Source organism: Actinoplanes sp. NPDC051633, assembly GCF_040681735.1.
Classification (GTDB): Bacteria; Actinomycetota; Actinomycetes; order Mycobacteriales; family Micromonosporaceae; genus Actinoplanes.
The window spans coordinates 1-16,095 of the sequence record NZ_JBFAZH010000044.1; the positions used below are offsets into that span (position 1 = coordinate 1).

The 16,095-nt window shown below is 70.0% G+C and carries 16 protein-coding genes and 1 tRNA gene; 6 read left to right on the forward strand and 11 right to left on the reverse strand.

Features of this window, described 5'->3' with window-relative positions:
- From AB0M20_RS04825 to AB0M20_RS04850, 6 genes are all read right to left on the reverse strand, one after another.
- A partial coding sequence (locus AB0M20_RS04825) for a serine/threonine-protein kinase (protein WP_364293807.1) occupies positions 1 to 789 on the reverse strand: 789 nt, incomplete at its 3' end.
- 1 nt (position 790) lies between these two features.
- Positions 791 to 2,293 (reverse strand): penicillin-binding protein 2, encoded by a 1,503-nt coding sequence (locus tag AB0M20_RS04830; protein ID WP_364293810.1) that lies wholly within the window; start codon positions 2,291 to 2,293, stop codon positions 791 to 793.
- Positions 2,290 to 3,735, reverse strand: coding sequence for an FtsW/RodA/SpoVE family cell cycle protein (locus AB0M20_RS04835; RefSeq protein ID WP_364293813.1), 1,446 nt, complete (start codon positions 3,733 to 3,735; stop codon positions 2,290 to 2,292). Before AB0M20_RS04835 ends, AB0M20_RS04830 begins: the two co-directional genes overlap by 4 nt.
- A 79-nt stretch (positions 3,736 to 3,814) precedes the next feature.
- Positions 3,815 to 5,248, reverse strand: coding sequence for a protein phosphatase 2C domain-containing protein (locus tag AB0M20_RS04840; RefSeq protein WP_364293816.1), 1,434 nt, complete (start codon positions 5,246 to 5,248; stop codon positions 3,815 to 3,817).
- Positions 5,245 to 5,730, reverse strand: a complete 486-nt coding sequence (locus AB0M20_RS04845; RefSeq protein ID WP_364293819.1) for an FHA domain-containing protein — start codon at positions 5,728 to 5,730, stop codon at positions 5,245 to 5,247. Before AB0M20_RS04845 ends, AB0M20_RS04840 begins: the two co-directional genes overlap by 4 nt.
- 5 nt (positions 5,731 to 5,735) lie before the next feature.
- Complete coding sequence (locus tag AB0M20_RS04850; protein WP_364293822.1) at positions 5,736 to 6,524, reverse strand: DUF3662 and FHA domain-containing protein; 789 nt, start codon at positions 6,522 to 6,524, stop codon at positions 5,736 to 5,738.
- Between the two features lie 166 nt (positions 6,525 to 6,690).
- Between AB0M20_RS04850 and AB0M20_RS04855 the strand changes: the two genes are divergently transcribed.
- The 4 genes from AB0M20_RS04855 (at position 6,691) to AB0M20_RS04870 (ending at position 9,635) form a co-directional block, all read left to right on the forward strand.
- A tRNA-Leu gene (locus AB0M20_RS04855) sits at positions 6,691 to 6,776 on the forward strand.
- A 155-nt stretch (positions 6,777 to 6,931) separates the two neighbouring features.
- Positions 6,932 to 8,005: an NAD-dependent epimerase/dehydratase family protein gene (locus AB0M20_RS04860; protein WP_364293825.1), complete on the forward strand. Its 1,074-nt coding sequence runs from the start codon at positions 6,932 to 6,934 to the stop codon at positions 8,003 to 8,005.
- Positions 7,987 to 8,808, forward strand: coding sequence for a WecB/TagA/CpsF family glycosyltransferase (locus tag AB0M20_RS04865; protein ID WP_364293828.1), 822 nt, complete (start codon positions 7,987 to 7,989; stop codon positions 8,806 to 8,808). The genes AB0M20_RS04860 and AB0M20_RS04865 overlap by 19 nt, the downstream gene beginning before the upstream one ends.
- 227 nt (positions 8,809 to 9,035) lie before the next feature.
- Complete coding sequence (locus AB0M20_RS04870; RefSeq protein ID WP_364293831.1) at positions 9,036 to 9,635, forward strand: hypothetical protein; 600 nt, start codon at positions 9,036 to 9,038, stop codon at positions 9,633 to 9,635.
- Between the two features lie 7 nt (positions 9,636 to 9,642).
- Here the strand turns inward: AB0M20_RS04870 and AB0M20_RS04875 are convergent, their stop codons facing one another.
- The 3 genes from AB0M20_RS04875 to AB0M20_RS04885 all read right to left on the reverse strand — a co-directional run bounded on the left by AB0M20_RS04875 (position 9,643) and on the right by AB0M20_RS04885 (position 11,325).
- Entirely contained in the window at positions 9,643 to 10,095 is a 453-nt protein-coding gene (locus tag AB0M20_RS04875) for a hypothetical protein (protein WP_364293834.1), read from the reverse strand.
- 160 nt (positions 10,096 to 10,255) lie between these two features.
- Positions 10,256 to 10,474: a DUF397 domain-containing protein gene (locus AB0M20_RS04880; RefSeq protein ID WP_364293852.1), complete on the reverse strand. Its 219-nt coding sequence runs from the start codon at positions 10,472 to 10,474 to the stop codon at positions 10,256 to 10,258.
- Positions 10,444 to 11,325, reverse strand: coding sequence for a helix-turn-helix transcriptional regulator (locus AB0M20_RS04885; RefSeq protein ID WP_364293837.1), 882 nt, complete (start codon positions 11,323 to 11,325; stop codon positions 10,444 to 10,446). The genes AB0M20_RS04880 and AB0M20_RS04885 overlap by 31 nt, the downstream gene beginning before the upstream one ends.
- Before the next feature lie 273 nt (positions 11,326 to 11,598).
- Between AB0M20_RS04885 and AB0M20_RS04890 the strand changes: the two genes are divergently transcribed.
- Complete coding sequence (locus tag AB0M20_RS04890) at positions 11,599 to 11,889, forward strand: hypothetical protein (protein ID WP_364293840.1); 291 nt, start codon at positions 11,599 to 11,601, stop codon at positions 11,887 to 11,889.
- Positions 11,890 to 11,892: 3 nt separating this feature from the next.
- On the opposite strand, the gene AB0M20_RS04895 is transcribed toward AB0M20_RS04890, so the two are convergent.
- A complete protein-coding gene (locus tag AB0M20_RS04895; RefSeq protein WP_364293843.1) occupies positions 11,893 to 12,675 on the reverse strand; it encodes a PASTA domain-containing protein in 783 nt (260 codons plus the stop codon).
- Between the two features lie 160 nt (positions 12,676 to 12,835).
- Between AB0M20_RS04895 and AB0M20_RS04900 the strand changes: the two genes are divergently transcribed.
- Positions 12,836 to 14,353 (forward strand): Hansenula MRAKII killer toxin-resistant protein 1, encoded by a 1,518-nt coding sequence (locus tag AB0M20_RS04900; protein WP_364293846.1) that lies wholly within the window; start codon positions 12,836 to 12,838, stop codon positions 14,351 to 14,353.
- Positions 14,354 to 14,501: 148 nt separating this feature from the next.
- Here the strand turns inward: AB0M20_RS04900 and AB0M20_RS04905 are convergent, their stop codons facing one another.
- On the reverse strand, positions 14,502 to 15,980 hold the full coding sequence (locus AB0M20_RS04905; RefSeq protein WP_364293849.1) for a glutamate-cysteine ligase family protein: 1,479 nt from the start codon (positions 15,978 to 15,980) through the stop codon (positions 14,502 to 14,504).
- Positions 15,981 to 16,095: the final 115 nt, after the last annotated feature.

The following is a 16,095-nucleotide window of genomic DNA, read 5'->3' on the forward strand; positions in this document are numbered from 1 at the left end:
CCCGGCCATGGCGGCCGCGGTGGGCCAGCGGGCGCCCGGGTCCTTCGCCATGGCGCGGTCGACGATCTGCCGGACCTGTGGCGGGATGTCCGCCGGAAGCGGGCGCGGGAGGTCCCGGACGTGCTTCATGGCGATCTCGATCGGGGTGGCGCCGTCGAACGGCCGGTGCCCGGAGAGGCACTGGTACGCGACCACGCCGAGTGCGTACACGTCGGAGGCGGCCGTGGCGACCGCGCCGGAGGCCTGCTCGGGTGAGATGTACGAGGCCGTGCCGAGCACCGACCCGGCCACGGTCAGCTGCCCCACCAGCGCCGACCGGGCGATGCCGAAGTCGGTCAGGACCAGCGTGCCGTTCGGGCGTACCAGAAGGTTGCCCGGTTTGACGTCGCGGTGGACGATCCCGTTCGCGTGGGCGGCCTGCAGCGCGTCCGCGGCCTGCGCCACCAGCGCCATCGTGCGCGCCGGGGTGAGCCGGCCGACCCGGCTCAGGGTGCGGGACAGGGCGTCGCCCTCGACATACTCCATGACCAGGAACGCGAGCTGCTGATCGCTGCCGTAGTCGTAGACGTCCACGACGCCGGGGTGATTGATGGTCGCCATGGTGCGCGCCTCGCCGCGGAACCGCTCGGCGAAGCCGGGCTCGTCCAGCAGGGCGGGAAGCAGGATCTTCACCGCGACCGTCCGGCCCAGCACCTCGTCGGTGCCGCGCCACACGTCGCCCATCCCACCGCCGGCGATGCGCTCGTCCAGGCGGTATCGGCCACCGAGGGTCACCCCAGGGCTGATCATCTCAGTCCCCTCCCCGATCGGCCGCTGCCCGCATGATCTTCCCGGAGATCTCGGCCGCGACGGCGCTGGCGTGTCCGCCCTCAACGTTCTCCAGCATGACGCACGACGCGGAGACCGCCTCACCCTTCTCGTTGAAGGCGAACCCGATGAACCAGCCGTGCGGCGGCTTGTTCTCGGCGTTCTGCGCGGTGCCGGTCTTACCGCCGACCTCGAAGCCGCTGATCTTGGCGCGCCGGCCGGTGCCGTTCTCGACGACGCTGATCATCATCTCGCGCAGGTCGCCGGCGACCTGCGCGTTGATCGGGGTACGCAGGACCTTGGGGCTGGCGTTGCGGACCGGCCGGCGCTCGGAGTCGAGCAGCTGCTGCACCAGGTACGGCCGCATCTGCTTACCGTCGTTCGCCACCGTTGCGGCGATCATCGCGCCCAGCAGCGGCGTCATCCGCACGTCACGCTGGCCGATCGACGACTGCGCCAGCGCTGCCTGGTCGGTGCCGCCGTCCGGGTTGGCCATCGCCCCGGTCTCGCTGGCCGCGACCGTCAGCCCGTCGCCCTCCAGGTCGCCGACGGTCAGGTCCTGCTGCCCGAAGCCGAAGTCCTGTGCGGCCTTCTTCACCTTCTCGGCGCCCAGCTCCACACCCAGCCGGGCGTACGCGGTGTTGCAGCTCTCGGTGAGCGCCTGCTTGAAGGTGGTCTGCGCGCCGGGGCAGGTCTCGTCCTCGGCGTTGCGGATCGGGGCACCGCTGCCCGGCGGGGTGTACGACTGCCCGGCCGCAAGCTCGTCCTGCTGCGTCTTGCCGGCCTGCAGCGCGGCGGCCGAGATGATCACCTTCATCGTCGAGCCGGGCGGCAGCGTCGCGCTGGTGGCCCGGTTGAGCAGCGGCTGCTCCTTGTCGGCGTTCAGCTTCTTGAACGCCGCGGCGAAGGTCTTCTCGTCGTGGCTGGCCAGCGGGTTCGGGTCGTAGCTGGGCATCGAGACCATGGCCTGGACCGCGCCGGTACGCGGATCGATCGCCACCGCCGCGCCGCGCTTCACGCCCCGGTCGTTGCCGGTCATCTCCTTCCAGGCCACCTCCTGCGCCCGGGGCTTGACGGTCAGCACCACGTTGCCGCCGCCGGTGTTCTCCCCGGTGAACATGTCGCTCAGCCGGTCGCCGATCAGCTGGTCGCTGGTCCCGGCCAGGAACTCGTCCTCGCTGCGCTCGATGCCGGTCTCCGCGTTGCTCACCGGCTTGTAGCCGATGATCGGGGCGTAGACCTCCTTCTCGGGGTAGACCCGCTGGAACTTCAGCTCCCCGTCGGTGGCCTTGTTGTTGGCCAGCGGCTGCCCGCCGGCCTCGATGATGCCGCGCGGGCGTTCGTACTCGGCCACCGTCACCCGGCGGTTGTAGTCGCTGGTGCGGTAGTCGTCGGCCTTGTAGCCCTGCACCCAGTTGAGGTTGGCGAAGAGCAGCGCGAACAGCACGAGGATGACCACGCCGGCCTTGCGCAGTGGTGCGTTCACGGCTTGATCACCTCCGTCATGGCGCCGTGCAACTGGGCCGGCGGCTGTTTCGGCCCGACCGCGCGATCCTGCGAGGCCGGGCGCCGGCCCGCATCGGAGATTCGGAGCAGCATGGCGACCAGTAGCCAGTTCGCCATGAGCGACGAGCCTCCGGCGGACAGGAACGGCGTTGTCTGCCCGGTCAGCGGGATCAACCCGGTGATGCCACCCACGATGACGAAGACCTGCAACCCCAGCGTGAAGGCGAGGCCACCGGCGACGAGCTTGCCGAACGAGTCGCGCACCGCGATGGCCGCGCGCAGGCCACGCTCGACGATCAGCAAATAGATCATCAGCAGCGCGGACAGTCCGAACAGGCCGATCTCCTCACCGAGGCCGGCGAAGATGAAGTCGGTGCGCACCTCGGGCACGTAGCTGGGCGAGCCGGCCCCCGGGCCGGTGCCGAACAGGCCACCGGTGCCCAGCCCCAGCAGGCCCTGGACCAGCTGATAGCTGCCGCCGGTGCGGTTGTAGTTCGCGGCGTTGAACGGGTCGAGCCACACCTGGGCGCGGTCGTAGAAGTTCGCGAACGGGCCGCCGACGGAGGCGCCCAGAAGGTACGCGATGTAGACGCCGCCGAAGAACATCAGCAGACCGATGATCAGCCAGCTCGCCCGCTCGGTGGCGACGTAGAGCGTCACCACGAACAGTCCGAAGTACAGCAGCGCCGTTCCGAGGTCCTTCTCGAACACCAGGACCAGGAGGCTGAGCAGCCAGACGGTGACCACCGGGCCGAGGTCGCGGCCGCGCGGGAAGTCGATGCCCAGGAACCGTTTGCTCGCCAGCGACAACACCTCGCGTTTGCGCACGAGGTAATACGCGAAGAACGAGACCAGGGCCAGCTTGGCGAACTCACCGGGCTGGATGGTGAACCCGCCCAGCTTGATCCACAGCTTCGCGCCGTTGATCTCCGACATGCTGGCCGGCAGCACGGCCGGGATCATCACCAGCACGATGCCGACCAGACCAAGGGTGTACGCGTACCGCGACACCACCTTGTGATCGCGGATGACCAGCAGCAGCACCGCGGCCAGGATCAGCGACGCCAGCGTCCAGGCCAGCTGCCGGCCGCTGGTGCCGGAGAAGATGCCCGGCTCCGGAAGCTTCCGGGCGATGGCCCGCGCGATGTCCAGCCGCCGCAGGAAGCCGACACCCAGCCCGTTGATCAGCGCGACCGCCGGGATCAGCACCGGGTCGGCGTAGGGGGCGGCGAACCGGACCACCATGTGCAGGCCGAAGAACAGGATGCTCAGCAGCGCCGCCGGCACCCAGAACGCCGGCGAGACCTTGTCGTACTGGTTGGCCTCGACCGTCCAGCTGTAGACGACGACCAGCACCATCGCGCAGGCCAGCAGCGCCAGCTCGGCGTTGCGGTGCGTCTTCAGCCCCGGGATACGCGGCATCGCACCCGTGGTCGAGGGTGTGGGAGCCGGTACTGCGGGCGCGGTCAAGAAGCCATCCCCAGACGTGTTGAGCGGATGCTCAGTCGACCGGCCGGCAGCCGGGCGGGTTGATGACCGGCGGTGCGGCGTCGGAGGGCGGAGCGTCCGGCGTGCTGACGGGCGCGGAGGCCGGCGCCGAGGGGGCGGTGGTCCGGCCTGGTGCGGAGGTTCCTCCGGCCGTGGTCGGCACGGCGGGTTGCGATGCGGAAACGGCCGGTGCGGCCGACGAAGACGATGTTGGCACCGGCGCGCACACCGGCTTCAGGTTGGGGTTCGTGGGGCCGTCGGCGACCAGCTCGGCGAGGCGACGCTGGGCGTCGGGCCGGCTGTCGGCGAGGATGCCCTGCTTGACCCTGTCCTGCGCGGTGGTGGTGAGGTCTTCGAGCCGCGCGTCGCTGGTCTCGTTGACGCTGGACAGGTCGAGCCCGGCGACCTCACCCGGCACGCCCCGGAATATCGCCAGCTGACCGGCGTCGGTCGCGCCGACGTAGTACTGCTTCTGGGTGTAGTTCCAGCCCAGGTAGAGGCCACCGCCGAGCATGGCGAGGAGCACGAGCAGGAGCAGACTGGTACGCACCGGATGCCGTTTCGGCTCCGGCTCCTGGCTCTCGTAGGCCGCGCCGTCCGGCTGCGCCGGGCGCGGCGGGCCCTGCAGGGCGGCGGCCCGTGCGGCGGCCGTCGAAGCATCGGCCACCGTGTTGTTGCCCCGGTCGCGAGCGGCCGCGCCGCCCACGATCGGCGCCTGCTCCATGATGTCCGCGTCGGTCGCGTCCGCGATCACCACGGTGATGTTGTCCGGCCCGCCGCCGCGCAGCGCGAGCTGCACCAGCCGCTCCACGCACGCCTGCGGGTCGGGGATGTCGCGCATGCTGTCGCCGATGGTCTCCGCGCTGACGACGCCGGAGAGGCCGTCGCTGCAGATCAGGTAGCGGTCACCCTTCAGCACCTGGCGGACCGAATACTCCGGGTCGATGTCGCGGCCGTCGAGCGCCCGGGTGAGCAGCGAGCGCTGCGGGTGGCTGCTGGCCTCCTCGGGACTGATCCGGCCCTCGTCGACCAGCATCTGGACGTACGTGTCGTCCTTGGTGATCTGGGCGAACTCGCCCTGGCGCAGCAGATAGGCCCGGCTGTCGCCGATGTGCACCATGCCGATCTTGCTGCCGGAGAAGAGCACCGCGGTCAGGGTGGTGCCCATGCCCTCGAGGTGCGGGTTGGCGTCGACCGTGTCGCGCAACGTCTGGTTGGCCGTGCCCACGGCGTGCCGGAGGGCGTCCACCAGCGCATCGCCGGGGACGTCCTCGTCCAGCGGGGCCATCGCGGCGATCACGATGTTGCTCGCGACGTCGCCGGCGGCCATCCCGCCCATGCCGTCGGCGACGGCGAGCAGCCGCGGTCCGGCGTAGACGGAATCCTGATTACCGTCTCGGATCAGACCGCGGTCGCTCTGGGCGGCGTAGCGCAGGGTCAGGGTCATGGCCGTAACTCGAGTGAAGTGCGGCCGATGCGGATCGGCACGCCTAGCGGGACGGGGGTGGGCCCGGAGACCTTACCGCGATCCAGGTAGGTCCCGTTCGTCGAGCCGAGGTCCTCGACGAACCACTGACCGTCCCGCGGCACGAGCCGGGCGTGCCGGGCCGAGGCGTAGTCGTCGGTGATGACGAGGGTGGAGTCCTCGGCCCGTCCGATCGTGATCTGTGCCTCACCAAGGGTGATCCGGGTGCCGGCGAGCTGACCGGCGGTGACGACGAGCTGACGCGCCGCCTTACCCCGTTTCGCCTTCGCCGGAGCGCCCTGCATGGCAGCACCGCCGCCCACCCCTCGGGGGGAGGCCACGATGCTCTTGGAGCGCACACCGGCGAAGAGGTCCCGGCGAATGACCCCGACCACCGTGAACACGAAGATCCACAGCAGGATGAGGAAGCCGAACCGGGCAACGGTGAGGACGAATTCAGGCAAGGAACCTAGCCGTCCACTCGGAACGTCAACGTGGTGGTGCCCAGCTGGATCATGTCGCCCGGGTTGAGCGCGACGGCGGAGACCCGCTGACCGTTCACCATGGTGCCGTTGGTCGACCCGAGATCGGTCAGCACGACCTGGCTGCCGTCGTAGTCCAGCCGGGCGTGCCGGCGGGAGATGCCGACGTCCGGCAGGCGCAGGTTGGCCTGGTCGCCACGGCCGATCACGGTCGAGCCCATCTGCAGCGGGTACGTGCGCCCGTCGCCGGACACCAGGCCGACGTTGCGGCCGTTGTGCCCGCCGCCGTGCGGCTGATAGCCCTGCTGCTGCTGGTCGTACGGTGCGTACTGCGGACCCGCGTCGTACGCGGGCTGCTGCACCGGGGCCACCTCGCCGCCGGTGTAGACCTCGGCGGTGACCCGGAACATGCCCGTGTCGAGCCCGTCGCCCCGCTCGATCTCGACTATCACGTCGCCGTAGACCGTCCAGGCCTGCTCACCGATGAACTCCGCCTGCGACTGGGCCAGCTCCTGGGCCAGTGCGGCGGCGTACGGCGCCAGCCGGCTGTGATCGTAGGGCGAGAGATCTATGACATAACGGTTCGGCACCAGCGTGCGGCCACCGGCGAGGATGGCCTTGTGCGCCTCTGCCTCCCGCTGCATGGCGTTGAGAATCTCCACCGGGTGCACGACACCCTTGAACACCTTCGCGAAGGCCCCCTCGACCAGGCCTTCCAACCGCTTTTCGAAGCGCTGCAGCACGCTCACCGGCTCCTCCTCGGGTTCCGAGGACATGATGGTATCCGGCCGCCGCTTCCGCGTCCCTGTGAAGAGCGACCGGCACTTCTGACCCTCGTATAACGCCCCTCAGCGCCGTGCTAATGTTCTCGGCGTTGCGGGGCTTCTTAGCTTCGGGATGTGACTGGGACAGCCTAATCTGTCGCAGCTCGCGATGCGTCACGGGGATGTGGCGGAATGGCAGACGCGCACGGTTCAGGTCCGTGTGTCCGAAAGGACGTGGGGGTTCAACTCCCCCCATCCCCACCAGATCAACGGCCAGGCGATCGCCTGGCCGTTCGTCGTTGAGGCACCCCGGACACGCCACGATCCGGTGATTCGATCGGGCGCGTCCGAAATTTTCGGGGGTGCGCGCCGGGGGCTATGCTCGCGGCTGTTTCTGTAGGTCTGGGTTGGGAGCTTTCGTGGGTGTCGCCCTGGTTACCGGGTCCGGAGGACTGATCGGCTCGGAGGCGGTCCGCCACTTCGCCGGGCTCGGGCTCGACGTCGTCGGCATCGACAACGACATGCGGCAGGAGTTCTTCGGGGCCGAGGCCTCGACCGCGTGGAACGTGCGGAAGCTCGCCGACGAGCTCGGTGCCTCGTACTCCCATCACGGCATCGACATCCGCGACCGGGACGCGCTCACCAAGATCTTCCAGCGCTACGGCAAGGACCTGGCCGTGGTCATCCACACCGCGGCGCAGCCGTCGCACGACTGGGCCGTCCGCGACCCCTTCACCGACTTCGACATCAACGCCACCGGCACGCTGAACATCCTGCAGAACGTGCGGGACCATGCCATCGACACCCCGGTGATCCACTGCTCGACCAACAAGGTCTACGGCGACCGGCCCAACACGCTGCCCTACACCGAGCTCGAAACGCGCTGGGAGCTGCCCGAGGACCACCCCTACTTCCTGGGCATCACCGAGGACATGTCGATCGACCAGTGCCTGCACTCGGTGTTCGGCGCGTCGAAGGTCGCGGCGGACGTCATGGTCCAGGAGTACGGCCGCTACTTCGGCATGAAGACCGCCCTGTTCCGCGGCGGCACGCTGACCGGGCCGGCCCACTCCGCCACCGAGCTGCACGGCTACCTGGGCTACGTGATGCGCTGCAACATGGAGCGCCGCGTCTACAAGATCTTCGGGTACAAGGGCAAGATGGTCCGCGACTCGATCCACAGCCACGACGTGCTGACCGCGTTCGAGGCGTTCTTCCGGGCCCCGCGCTCGGGCGCCGTCTACAACCTGGGCGGCGGCCGCTTCTCCAACTCGTCGCACCTGGAGGCCTTCGCGCTGGCCGAGAAGATCTCCGGCCAGGAGATGCGCACCGAATACGTCGAGGACAACCGGGTCGGCGACCACAAGTGGTGGATCGGGTCGAACGCCCGCTTCGAGGCCGACTACCCGGAGTGGAAGCAGGTCTACGACGTGCCGATGATCCTGCAGGAGATCTACGAGGCCAACGTCGGCAAATGGGTGCCGCAGACATGATCGACAAGGGCAAGGGCAACGTGCTGGGCGTCCTGGTCGACATCGTCGACTACGAGGCGGCCACCGCCCGGATCCTGGAGGCGGCCCGCGAGCGCCGGCCCTACGCGGTCACGGCGCTGGCCGTGCACGGTGTGATGACCGGCGTCCAGGACCCGGCCCACAACGCCCGGCTCAACTCGTTCGACCTGGTCACCCCCGACGGCCAGCCGGTGCGCGGCGCGCTCAACCTGCTGCACCACGCCCAGCTCGGCGACCGGGTCTACGGCCCCACGCTGACCTTGCGGGTGCTGGAGCAGGCGGCCGCCGAGGGGCTGCCGGTCTACCTCTACGGCTCCACGCAGCCGACCCTCGACCGGCTCGTCCCGGCGCTCGAGGGCAAGTTCCCGGCGCTGAAGATCGCCGGCGTGGAGGCGTCCAAGTTCCGCGGCGCCCAGCCGGGCGAGCCGGCCGAGATCGCCGAGCGCATCAAGGCCTCGGGCGCCCGCATCGTGCTGGTCGGGCTCGGCTGCCCGCGCCAGGAGGTCTTCACGTACGCGATGCGTCCGCTGCTCGACATGCCGCTGCTGGCCGTCGGCGCCGCCTTCGACTATCACGCCGGCCTGTTGAAGAACCCGCCCGCCTGGATGCAGAAATACTCGCTCGAGTGGCTCTGGCGGCTGGGTCTGGAGCCCAAGCGCCTGTGGCGGCGATACATCCTGCTGAACCCGAACTATCTGGCGCGGCTCGCCGCCCAGCGCTCGGGCGCGTGGAAGGCGACGCCGCCGCCGGCCACCGACGAGCCGGTGCAGGGCTTCGCGGTCTGAGAACGATGCCGGGACCCCTGGTGACAGAGGCCCCGGCCGACCTCCCCAGGTCGAGTCCGTGACCCGACACTAGGGCCCTCGTCACGTCTCAACAAGGGTGATTGTCCACTTCGCCCAGAGGGTTGATCACCCGGCGTGAACGTTCGGGAACGTAGCGTTCCCCCTAGGGGAGACGCTCGGTGGTAACCCGGTTCCGCGACTTGCGCGATCGGTGAAGTCTGGTCGATGTGAGCATCACGACTGACATCGCCCTGATCGGCGCCCTCGCCGTTGTCTGGATCGCCGCCGGGCTTCTGGCCGACGGCCTGCCGACCGCGCTGACGGCCGCGGCGATGCGCCGGCGTGCCGCTCTGCTGTCCACTCTGGTCGGTGTCGGTGGGCTCGTCTTCCTGGCCGCGCCGGTGATCACCACGATCATGGCCGGCCCGTCCCCCGCGGCCACGGCGCTGCTGCTGGCTCTCGTACCCGCGATCGTGGTCCTGACCGTCACCCGGCGGCGCCTCGGCCAGGTCCGTCGCGGCGCGGCGGCGCTCGCCTCGGCGCACGCGCCCATCCCGCCCGGCCTGCTCGCCGCGGCCGCGCACCCGCTGATCGCCGCGCCGCTCCAGGTCGCCGGCCTGACCGCGCTGATCGGCCTGCCCATCGCCGCGGGCCTGGTGGGCAGGCCAGGCGTCGAGGTGTCCGGCGCGGTGGTGGCCGGCATCGCGGTCACCGTGGCCGGTGTCGCCGTGACCGCCATCGCCATCCGGCACGGGCTGCGGCACAGCCGCCTCAGCGTCGGCGTGATCGCCCCGCTGAAGCGGCTGCCCAAGCAACTGGTGCCGTGAGGAGGGCCTACTTCTTGCGGGCTTCCTGCACGTAGAGCAGCTCGAGGATGGACCGGGCCGCCTCGAACCAGCGGTCCAGCCACTCCGACGGCGGCATCACGCCGCGGGCCGGCAGCTCCAGCAACAGCCCGCGCAGCAGCGGGTGGTCCGCCATCGACGACGACGTGGACGGCACGTCGGCCCAGCTCGACGACGAGAAGACCGGCTCGGTCAGGCCCTGCATGTCCAGCGACGGCAGCTTGGCGGCACGATCGAGCGCGCTGGACGGCTCGAGACCCTGGGTGAGGCCCGGCGAGCGCGTCGGCAGCGGGGCGCTGTCACGACGGGTGACCAGCTCACCGTCGGTGTCGGAGGACAGGGACGCCTCCCGGCGGTTCTGCCGGTACGCACTGACCCCGCCGCTGAACCGGTCCTGCGCCGTCGCCGATCCGTTGCTCAGGTTCTCGGAACCCATGTTCATCGTTGCCTCGCCTGAAGTGTCCAACCCGCGGTCCGGCCCGCGCTTGTTCAGTGCAACGAGACGGGTGCGTTCCGGCGACGGCAAATGGGACAAATGGACGGCCAGCGTCAGGGACCCCGGTGACCGTAAGCGATCACCGGGGTGCGGCCCATCGTGGGACTCAGAGGTCGAACTCGCCGTCCTTGGCTCCGCCGACGAACGCATCCCATTCCGCGGCGGTGAAGATCAATGCGGGTCCGGTGGGGTTCTTCGAGTCGCGGACCGCGATCGCGTCGTCGACGAATGCCACCTCGACGCAGTTGTCGCAGTTCGGCCCGCTCCAGGAACTCTTGAACCACTGTGCGCTGCTCAGGTCGAGCCTGAATCCCTTGGTCGTGATCTCCACAAAGGCTCCTTCATCAACATCGCGAGCATCCTCGTCGACTCCTCCGGGCCGAGGGCCGCCGAGGCGAGGGCGTCGAAGATCGAGTGGTACTTCTTCAACTCCTCTTCCTTCTCCAGGAAAAGCCCTCCGGTCGCGTTCTCGGCGTACACCACGTCCGCATCCCCCGGATCGGGGAAGTCGAGGATCGTGAACGGGCCGTCCATGCCGGCGTGCGCACCGGCGGCGAACGGCAGCACCTGGAGCGTGACGTTCGGCTGCTCGTGCACCTCGATCAGGCGGGCCAGCTGCTCGCGCATCACGTCATCGCCGCCGACCGGCCGGCTGAGCACCGCCTCGTCCAGCACGACGTGTAGATCGACGGCATCGTCCTGGGTCAATAACGACTGCCTCGCGAGCCGGACATGCACCCGTCGATCGATTTCCTTGACGGAGTCACTCGATCGAGCGGCACGGATCATCGCCAAGGCGTAATTCTCCGTCTGCAGCAATCCCGGAATGACCTGCTGCTCATATGTACGCACCCTGCGGGCGGCCGCCTCGAGCCCGACATACGCGCCCACCAGGACCGCGCTGTAGGGATGCCACCATCCCTTTTGCCGTGCTTCGCGGGCTATCTGAACCAGTTCCTGGGCTTCGTGAGTTTCCACGCCATAAAAGGTCAGCAGCTCGGACACATCGCGCGGAGTTGCGCTGTTATGTCCGGTTTCGATTCGCGACACCTTCGAGGGAGAGAACCCCAGCCGCTCGGCCACTACGTCTATCGTGACGCCGGCCGCTTCGCGATGTCGTCGCAGTTCTGCACCCAGTCTTCGGCGGCGGATGGTGGGACTTCGACGGGCATTCACCAGCCCAGTGTTCCGTTGATCTTTTGTCGGTACAACCGTCCACCGTGATCAAACAATCACGGACGGCTGACATGCAACTTGCATCAATACGGAAGGTAGTGCAATCTCTTCGGTATGGCTCGCGTCACTTCTTGTTCGGAAGTGATCAGGGCGGAGAACCGGACCCCTCAGTGCGCCGATGTCCATGTTGGAGCCGACACCGGGCACACTGGAGCATCCCTCATCGCAGTGCCGTATTTGCCACCCCGCGACGGTTTCAGGACAGGAGATGACGTGCTACCTCGGTCCGGCGATGTCATACACGTGACGAAGGCGGCCAGTGTCCAGTTCACGGCGCCGATGCTGTTCCGCGTCATTCGGGTGCACGACTGGCCCACCTACGACGGCTGGATCTGGCTGGACGGCTACGAGCTCAACGCGGGCGGGGACGCGGTCGAGCGACGATCGATTTTCGTGCAGGTCAACGGTCTGCGTCAGGTCGGCAAGGCGCCGGACCCGCGGACCCGCAACAGCCGCCAGCCCGGCCACAGCACCGGCCCGATCCGGGTGCGCACGCCCCGCTGAGATCTATCCGGCGGTCGGCGTCGTGGTCTGCGGCGACGTCGGCGGAGTGGTCCGCTCGGCGGCGACGACGAGCGTGACGGTGGTGCCCGACGGCACCTCCTGACCCTCGGGCGGGTCACTGTCGATCACTGTGCCCGGCGTCGCCTCGCCGTTGCGGACGATCACCCGGAAGGTGAGACCGCGCCGCACGAGCGCCTGCTGTGCCTCCCCCTGCGACAGACCGACCAGCGCCGGCACCGCGACCTCGGTGTCGGCGGGCTCGGTGGTCGCCGCAGTGGTGGTCGGTGGCGTCGTGGTCGGCGCGGTCGTGGTCGGCTCCGTGGTCTCCGGCGCCCGGGTGGTCGCCGTGGCGGGAGCGGACGGCGCCGCCGGTTCCGTGTCGCCGTCCTCCGCACTCGTGATCAGGTAGATCCCCCAGCCCAGTGCGCCCAAAAGGATCAGCGCGACGATCCCCACCACGATCGGCATCCACCACTTGCGGCTCGACTCGCCCGGCGGAGGTGGCGGCGCTCCGTCCCAGCTCGAGGTGGCCCAGTCGTCCTGGCTCGGCCGCGGCGCGCGCACCTTGGCACGGCCGGCCCAGGCGGCGTCGTCGGCGGCCCAGCCCCCGGCCTGAGCGCCGGGCATCACCGCGGTGGCGTCCGGGCGGGCGGGAGTGTCCGGGCGGGCGGGAACGTCCGGGCGCGGCGTCACGACGGTCGCATCGTCCGGGTGATTCTGCTGCACCCGGTTCTGGTCGTCGTCATCGTCGTCGAACGGCGAGAACTGCCGGGTCTCGTCGGACATCCGCGGCTCCCTCTCATCCTCAGGCCCAGCAACGTACCCAATCTTGACGGACCTGAGCAGTGAGCGTGGGGCAATGAGACGCCTTCGGTCCGGTCAGGGGTGGTGGCGGGGCTGAGGACGGCGTTCGCGGCTGTCGTCCGGTCCCGCTACAGTGCCGCGCATGGCGGCGAAGGGTGTGACTACTCAGGTGGCCGTGGCGGCCGGGGTGGCAGCCGCGACGGGCGCCGCTCAGCTCGGCCTCGGCTACGGCCTGGGCGTGGTGGTCTGGCCGGTCGCGCCCACCGGTGATGACAGCGTCTGGCTGGGCAGCCTCGGCTGGGCGACGTGGATCGCGGCCAGCTCGACGGTCTTCGGCGCGATGATCGCGGCGGCGCTGCGCGGCGAGCCGACTCGGCCCTCCGGGCCCTTGCGATTGGCGTTCTCCTGCGCGGCGGGGATCGGTGCGCTGCTCACGGTCGCGCTGGTCGCGCTGCCGGCTCGTTCCGCGGTACGCGCCGGCGGGTCGTTGCCACCGCAGACCACGGCGGCCGTGTACGCGCTGATCGGCGTCGCGTTCGGCATCGTCATCGCGTACTGGGCGGTGGTCTCGGGCCCGGTGGCGGCCAACCTGATCGGCACGTCGGCATACCTGTGGACACTGGCCGCGACGGCCATCGTGGTGGAGCTGACCGGCGGCCGTCCCGCGGCGACGTACCTGACCAGCTGGCAGTTCGCGCCGCTGGGCGACGACCAGCGGTACGGCACGATCTACTGGCCGAGCGCGCTGATCACGGTGTTCGCCGCGTTCCTGCTCGGGGTCATCGCGGCCGCGCCGGCGGTCAAGCGCGGCGACCTCGGGGTGGGCACGGCGCTGTCCGGCGCGGTCGGGCCGGTGCTGGTGGCGGCGGCGTTCCTGCTGCTCGCGCCGCAGCTGACCGGTGCTGTGGGTCAGCTGCAGTCCGCGTATCTCATCGCGCCCTACGCGGTGCTCTCTGGCCTGGCCGGCTCCGCGCTGATGGTCTCCCGTGGGCAGCGGGCCGCCCAGCGTGAGCGTGACGAGTTGCACCGTCCGGCGCCGCCGGCCGCCAGTGGCTCGGCGGCTGTTCCGGCCGGGGAGGCGCCTGCCCGGTCCAGGTCGGGGTCGCGGTCGGGACCGGAGTCGGAGTCGGAGTCGCGGTCGCGGTCGGAGTCGGAGTCGGAGTCGGGGTCGCGCAGGTTCGGCCGGGCGCCGAGGCCGCGTGGGGCGAGTTCCGTGGCTGCGCGCGAGGAGCGTGCCGCAGCTGAGCGGGAAGAGCGCGCCGCGGCCGAGGAGCGTGCCGCAGCTCAGCGCGGGGAGCGTGCCGCGGCTGCCGGTGAGGAGCCGACCGCCGAGCTGCGTCCCGCCGGATCCGGCCGCGCGCCGGCACAGCGCGAGGAAGAGCCACACGAAGAGAAGCCGCGCCAAGAGGGATCCGCCGCCGCGGCCAAGCGTGCTGCGGCGCCCAAGCCCGCCGGCGCGCCGCGGCCGGGGGGGACCGCTGGAGCCAGGCCGGCCGAGAAAGGCGATGTGAAGCCGTCCATCGCCGCTCGCCTGCGCCGCGACAAGGGCCGGACGCAGGACGACGTGGAAACCGCCGAACTCAAGATCCCTCGCAAGTCGACCGTCGCGGCTCCCCCGGCCAGCCCGCCCATCGCGGAGATCAACCCCGGCGACAAATAGCCGGCACAGCCTGTGGACGCCGCGGGAAAAGTGTCATACCGACCGCCTAACCTTCAGCCCACCCAGTGCCCGGGGTGGGGGAGGCGGCGGCGGGGTGGGCAACGCAAGCCGGCTGAGTGGGAACGCCGCGGCGGGTGGCGCTCGATCGTCACGCCACCGGCCAGGTGTGCACCGGCTGGTTCGCGTGTTGCAGCAGGCTGTATCGCAGCAGCATGTCGTGCAGCGCCGCCGCCCGGTCCAGCCCCCGGTGTCGTTCCGCCGCGCACACCGCCTCCGACTGCCACACCGCGCCGTTGCGCCGCGTCCGGCAGCGGTCCTCGATCACGCCGAGCAGACGGTCCCGGTCGGCCGCCCGCACCCCGTACTTCTCCAGCCCGAGGTACGCCTTCGGCAGCAGCTCCCGCCGCACCAGGTCGGTGACCGGCAGCCCGCCCAGCCCGGGCCAGCGCACGTCCGCCTCGATCCCCCACCGCGCCGCCTCGTGGAAGTTCCGCTCCGCCACCTCGAACGGCAGGCGTGACCAGATCGGCCGTTCCTCCTCGGCGAGCTGCCGCACCACCCCGAAGTAGAAGGCGGCGTTGGCCAACAGGTCGACCACGGTCGGGCCGGCCGGCAACACCCGGTTCTCCACCCGCAGGTGCGGGCGACCGTTCATGATCCCGTAGACCGGCCGGTTCCAGCGATAGACCGTCCCGTTGTGCAGGCACAGCTCGGCCAGTTTCGGCACGCCGCCGTCGCGCAGGACGGCCAGCGGGTCCTCCTCGTCCAGCACCGGCAGCAGGGGCGCGAAGAACCGTACGTTCTCCTCGAACAGGTCGAACACCGACGTGATCCACCGCTCGCCGAACCACACCCGCGGGCGTACCCCCTGGATCTTGAGCTCGTCCGGCCGGGTGTCGGTGGCCTGCTCGAAGAGCGCGATCCGGGTCTCGGCCCACAGCCGGCGACCGTAGAGATAGGGCGAGTTCGCGCCGATCGCCACCTGCACCGCGGCGATCGCCTGCGACGCGTTCCAGTGCGCGGCGAATGCCTCCGGTGGGACCTGCAGGTGGAATTGCACGCTGGTGCACGCCGCCTCGGGGGCGATCGAGTCGGTGGCAGTGGTCAGCCGCTCCTCGCCGCGGATGTCCACCACGAAGTCCTCACCGCGCGCGCCGGCCATCTGATCGTTCAGGGCCCGGTAGCGCTCGTTGGCCGACAGGTTGTCGAGCACCAGGTGCTCCTGGGTCAGGGTGGGCAGGCAGCCGATCATCACGATCGTGCAGTCCGCCTTGCCGGCCCGGTCCTCGGCGCGGGCCAGGCTCTCCAGGATGTCCGCCTCGTAGTCGGCGAAGCCCCGCCCGGAAATCAGCCGCGGCCGGGCGTTCAGCTCGAGATTGAACTGGCCCAGCTCGGTCTGGAACGACGGGTCGGCCAGGTTGGCCAGGATCTCGGCGTTGCGCATGGCCGGCTCGGCGTCCGGGTCCATCAGGTTGAGCTCGATCTCGAGGCCGGTGGTACGGCCTTCCGCGTCCAACGCGTCGTCGTCGAGCATCTGGGCCAGGGCCTCGAGGCAGCGGTGGACCTTTTGCCGATGGGCGGGGCGATGCCTCGGGGTGAACGCCGGCACGGAGAGATCCTTGCCCATCAGCCCCGCCTCCCATCACCGCGCAGTGACCGGACGTACGCACTGGGTTCACCTAAGCATCTGATGGGAGCCCTCGCCACCAATGCGACGAGGCGCCGTCCCCCGTCCAGGGGGC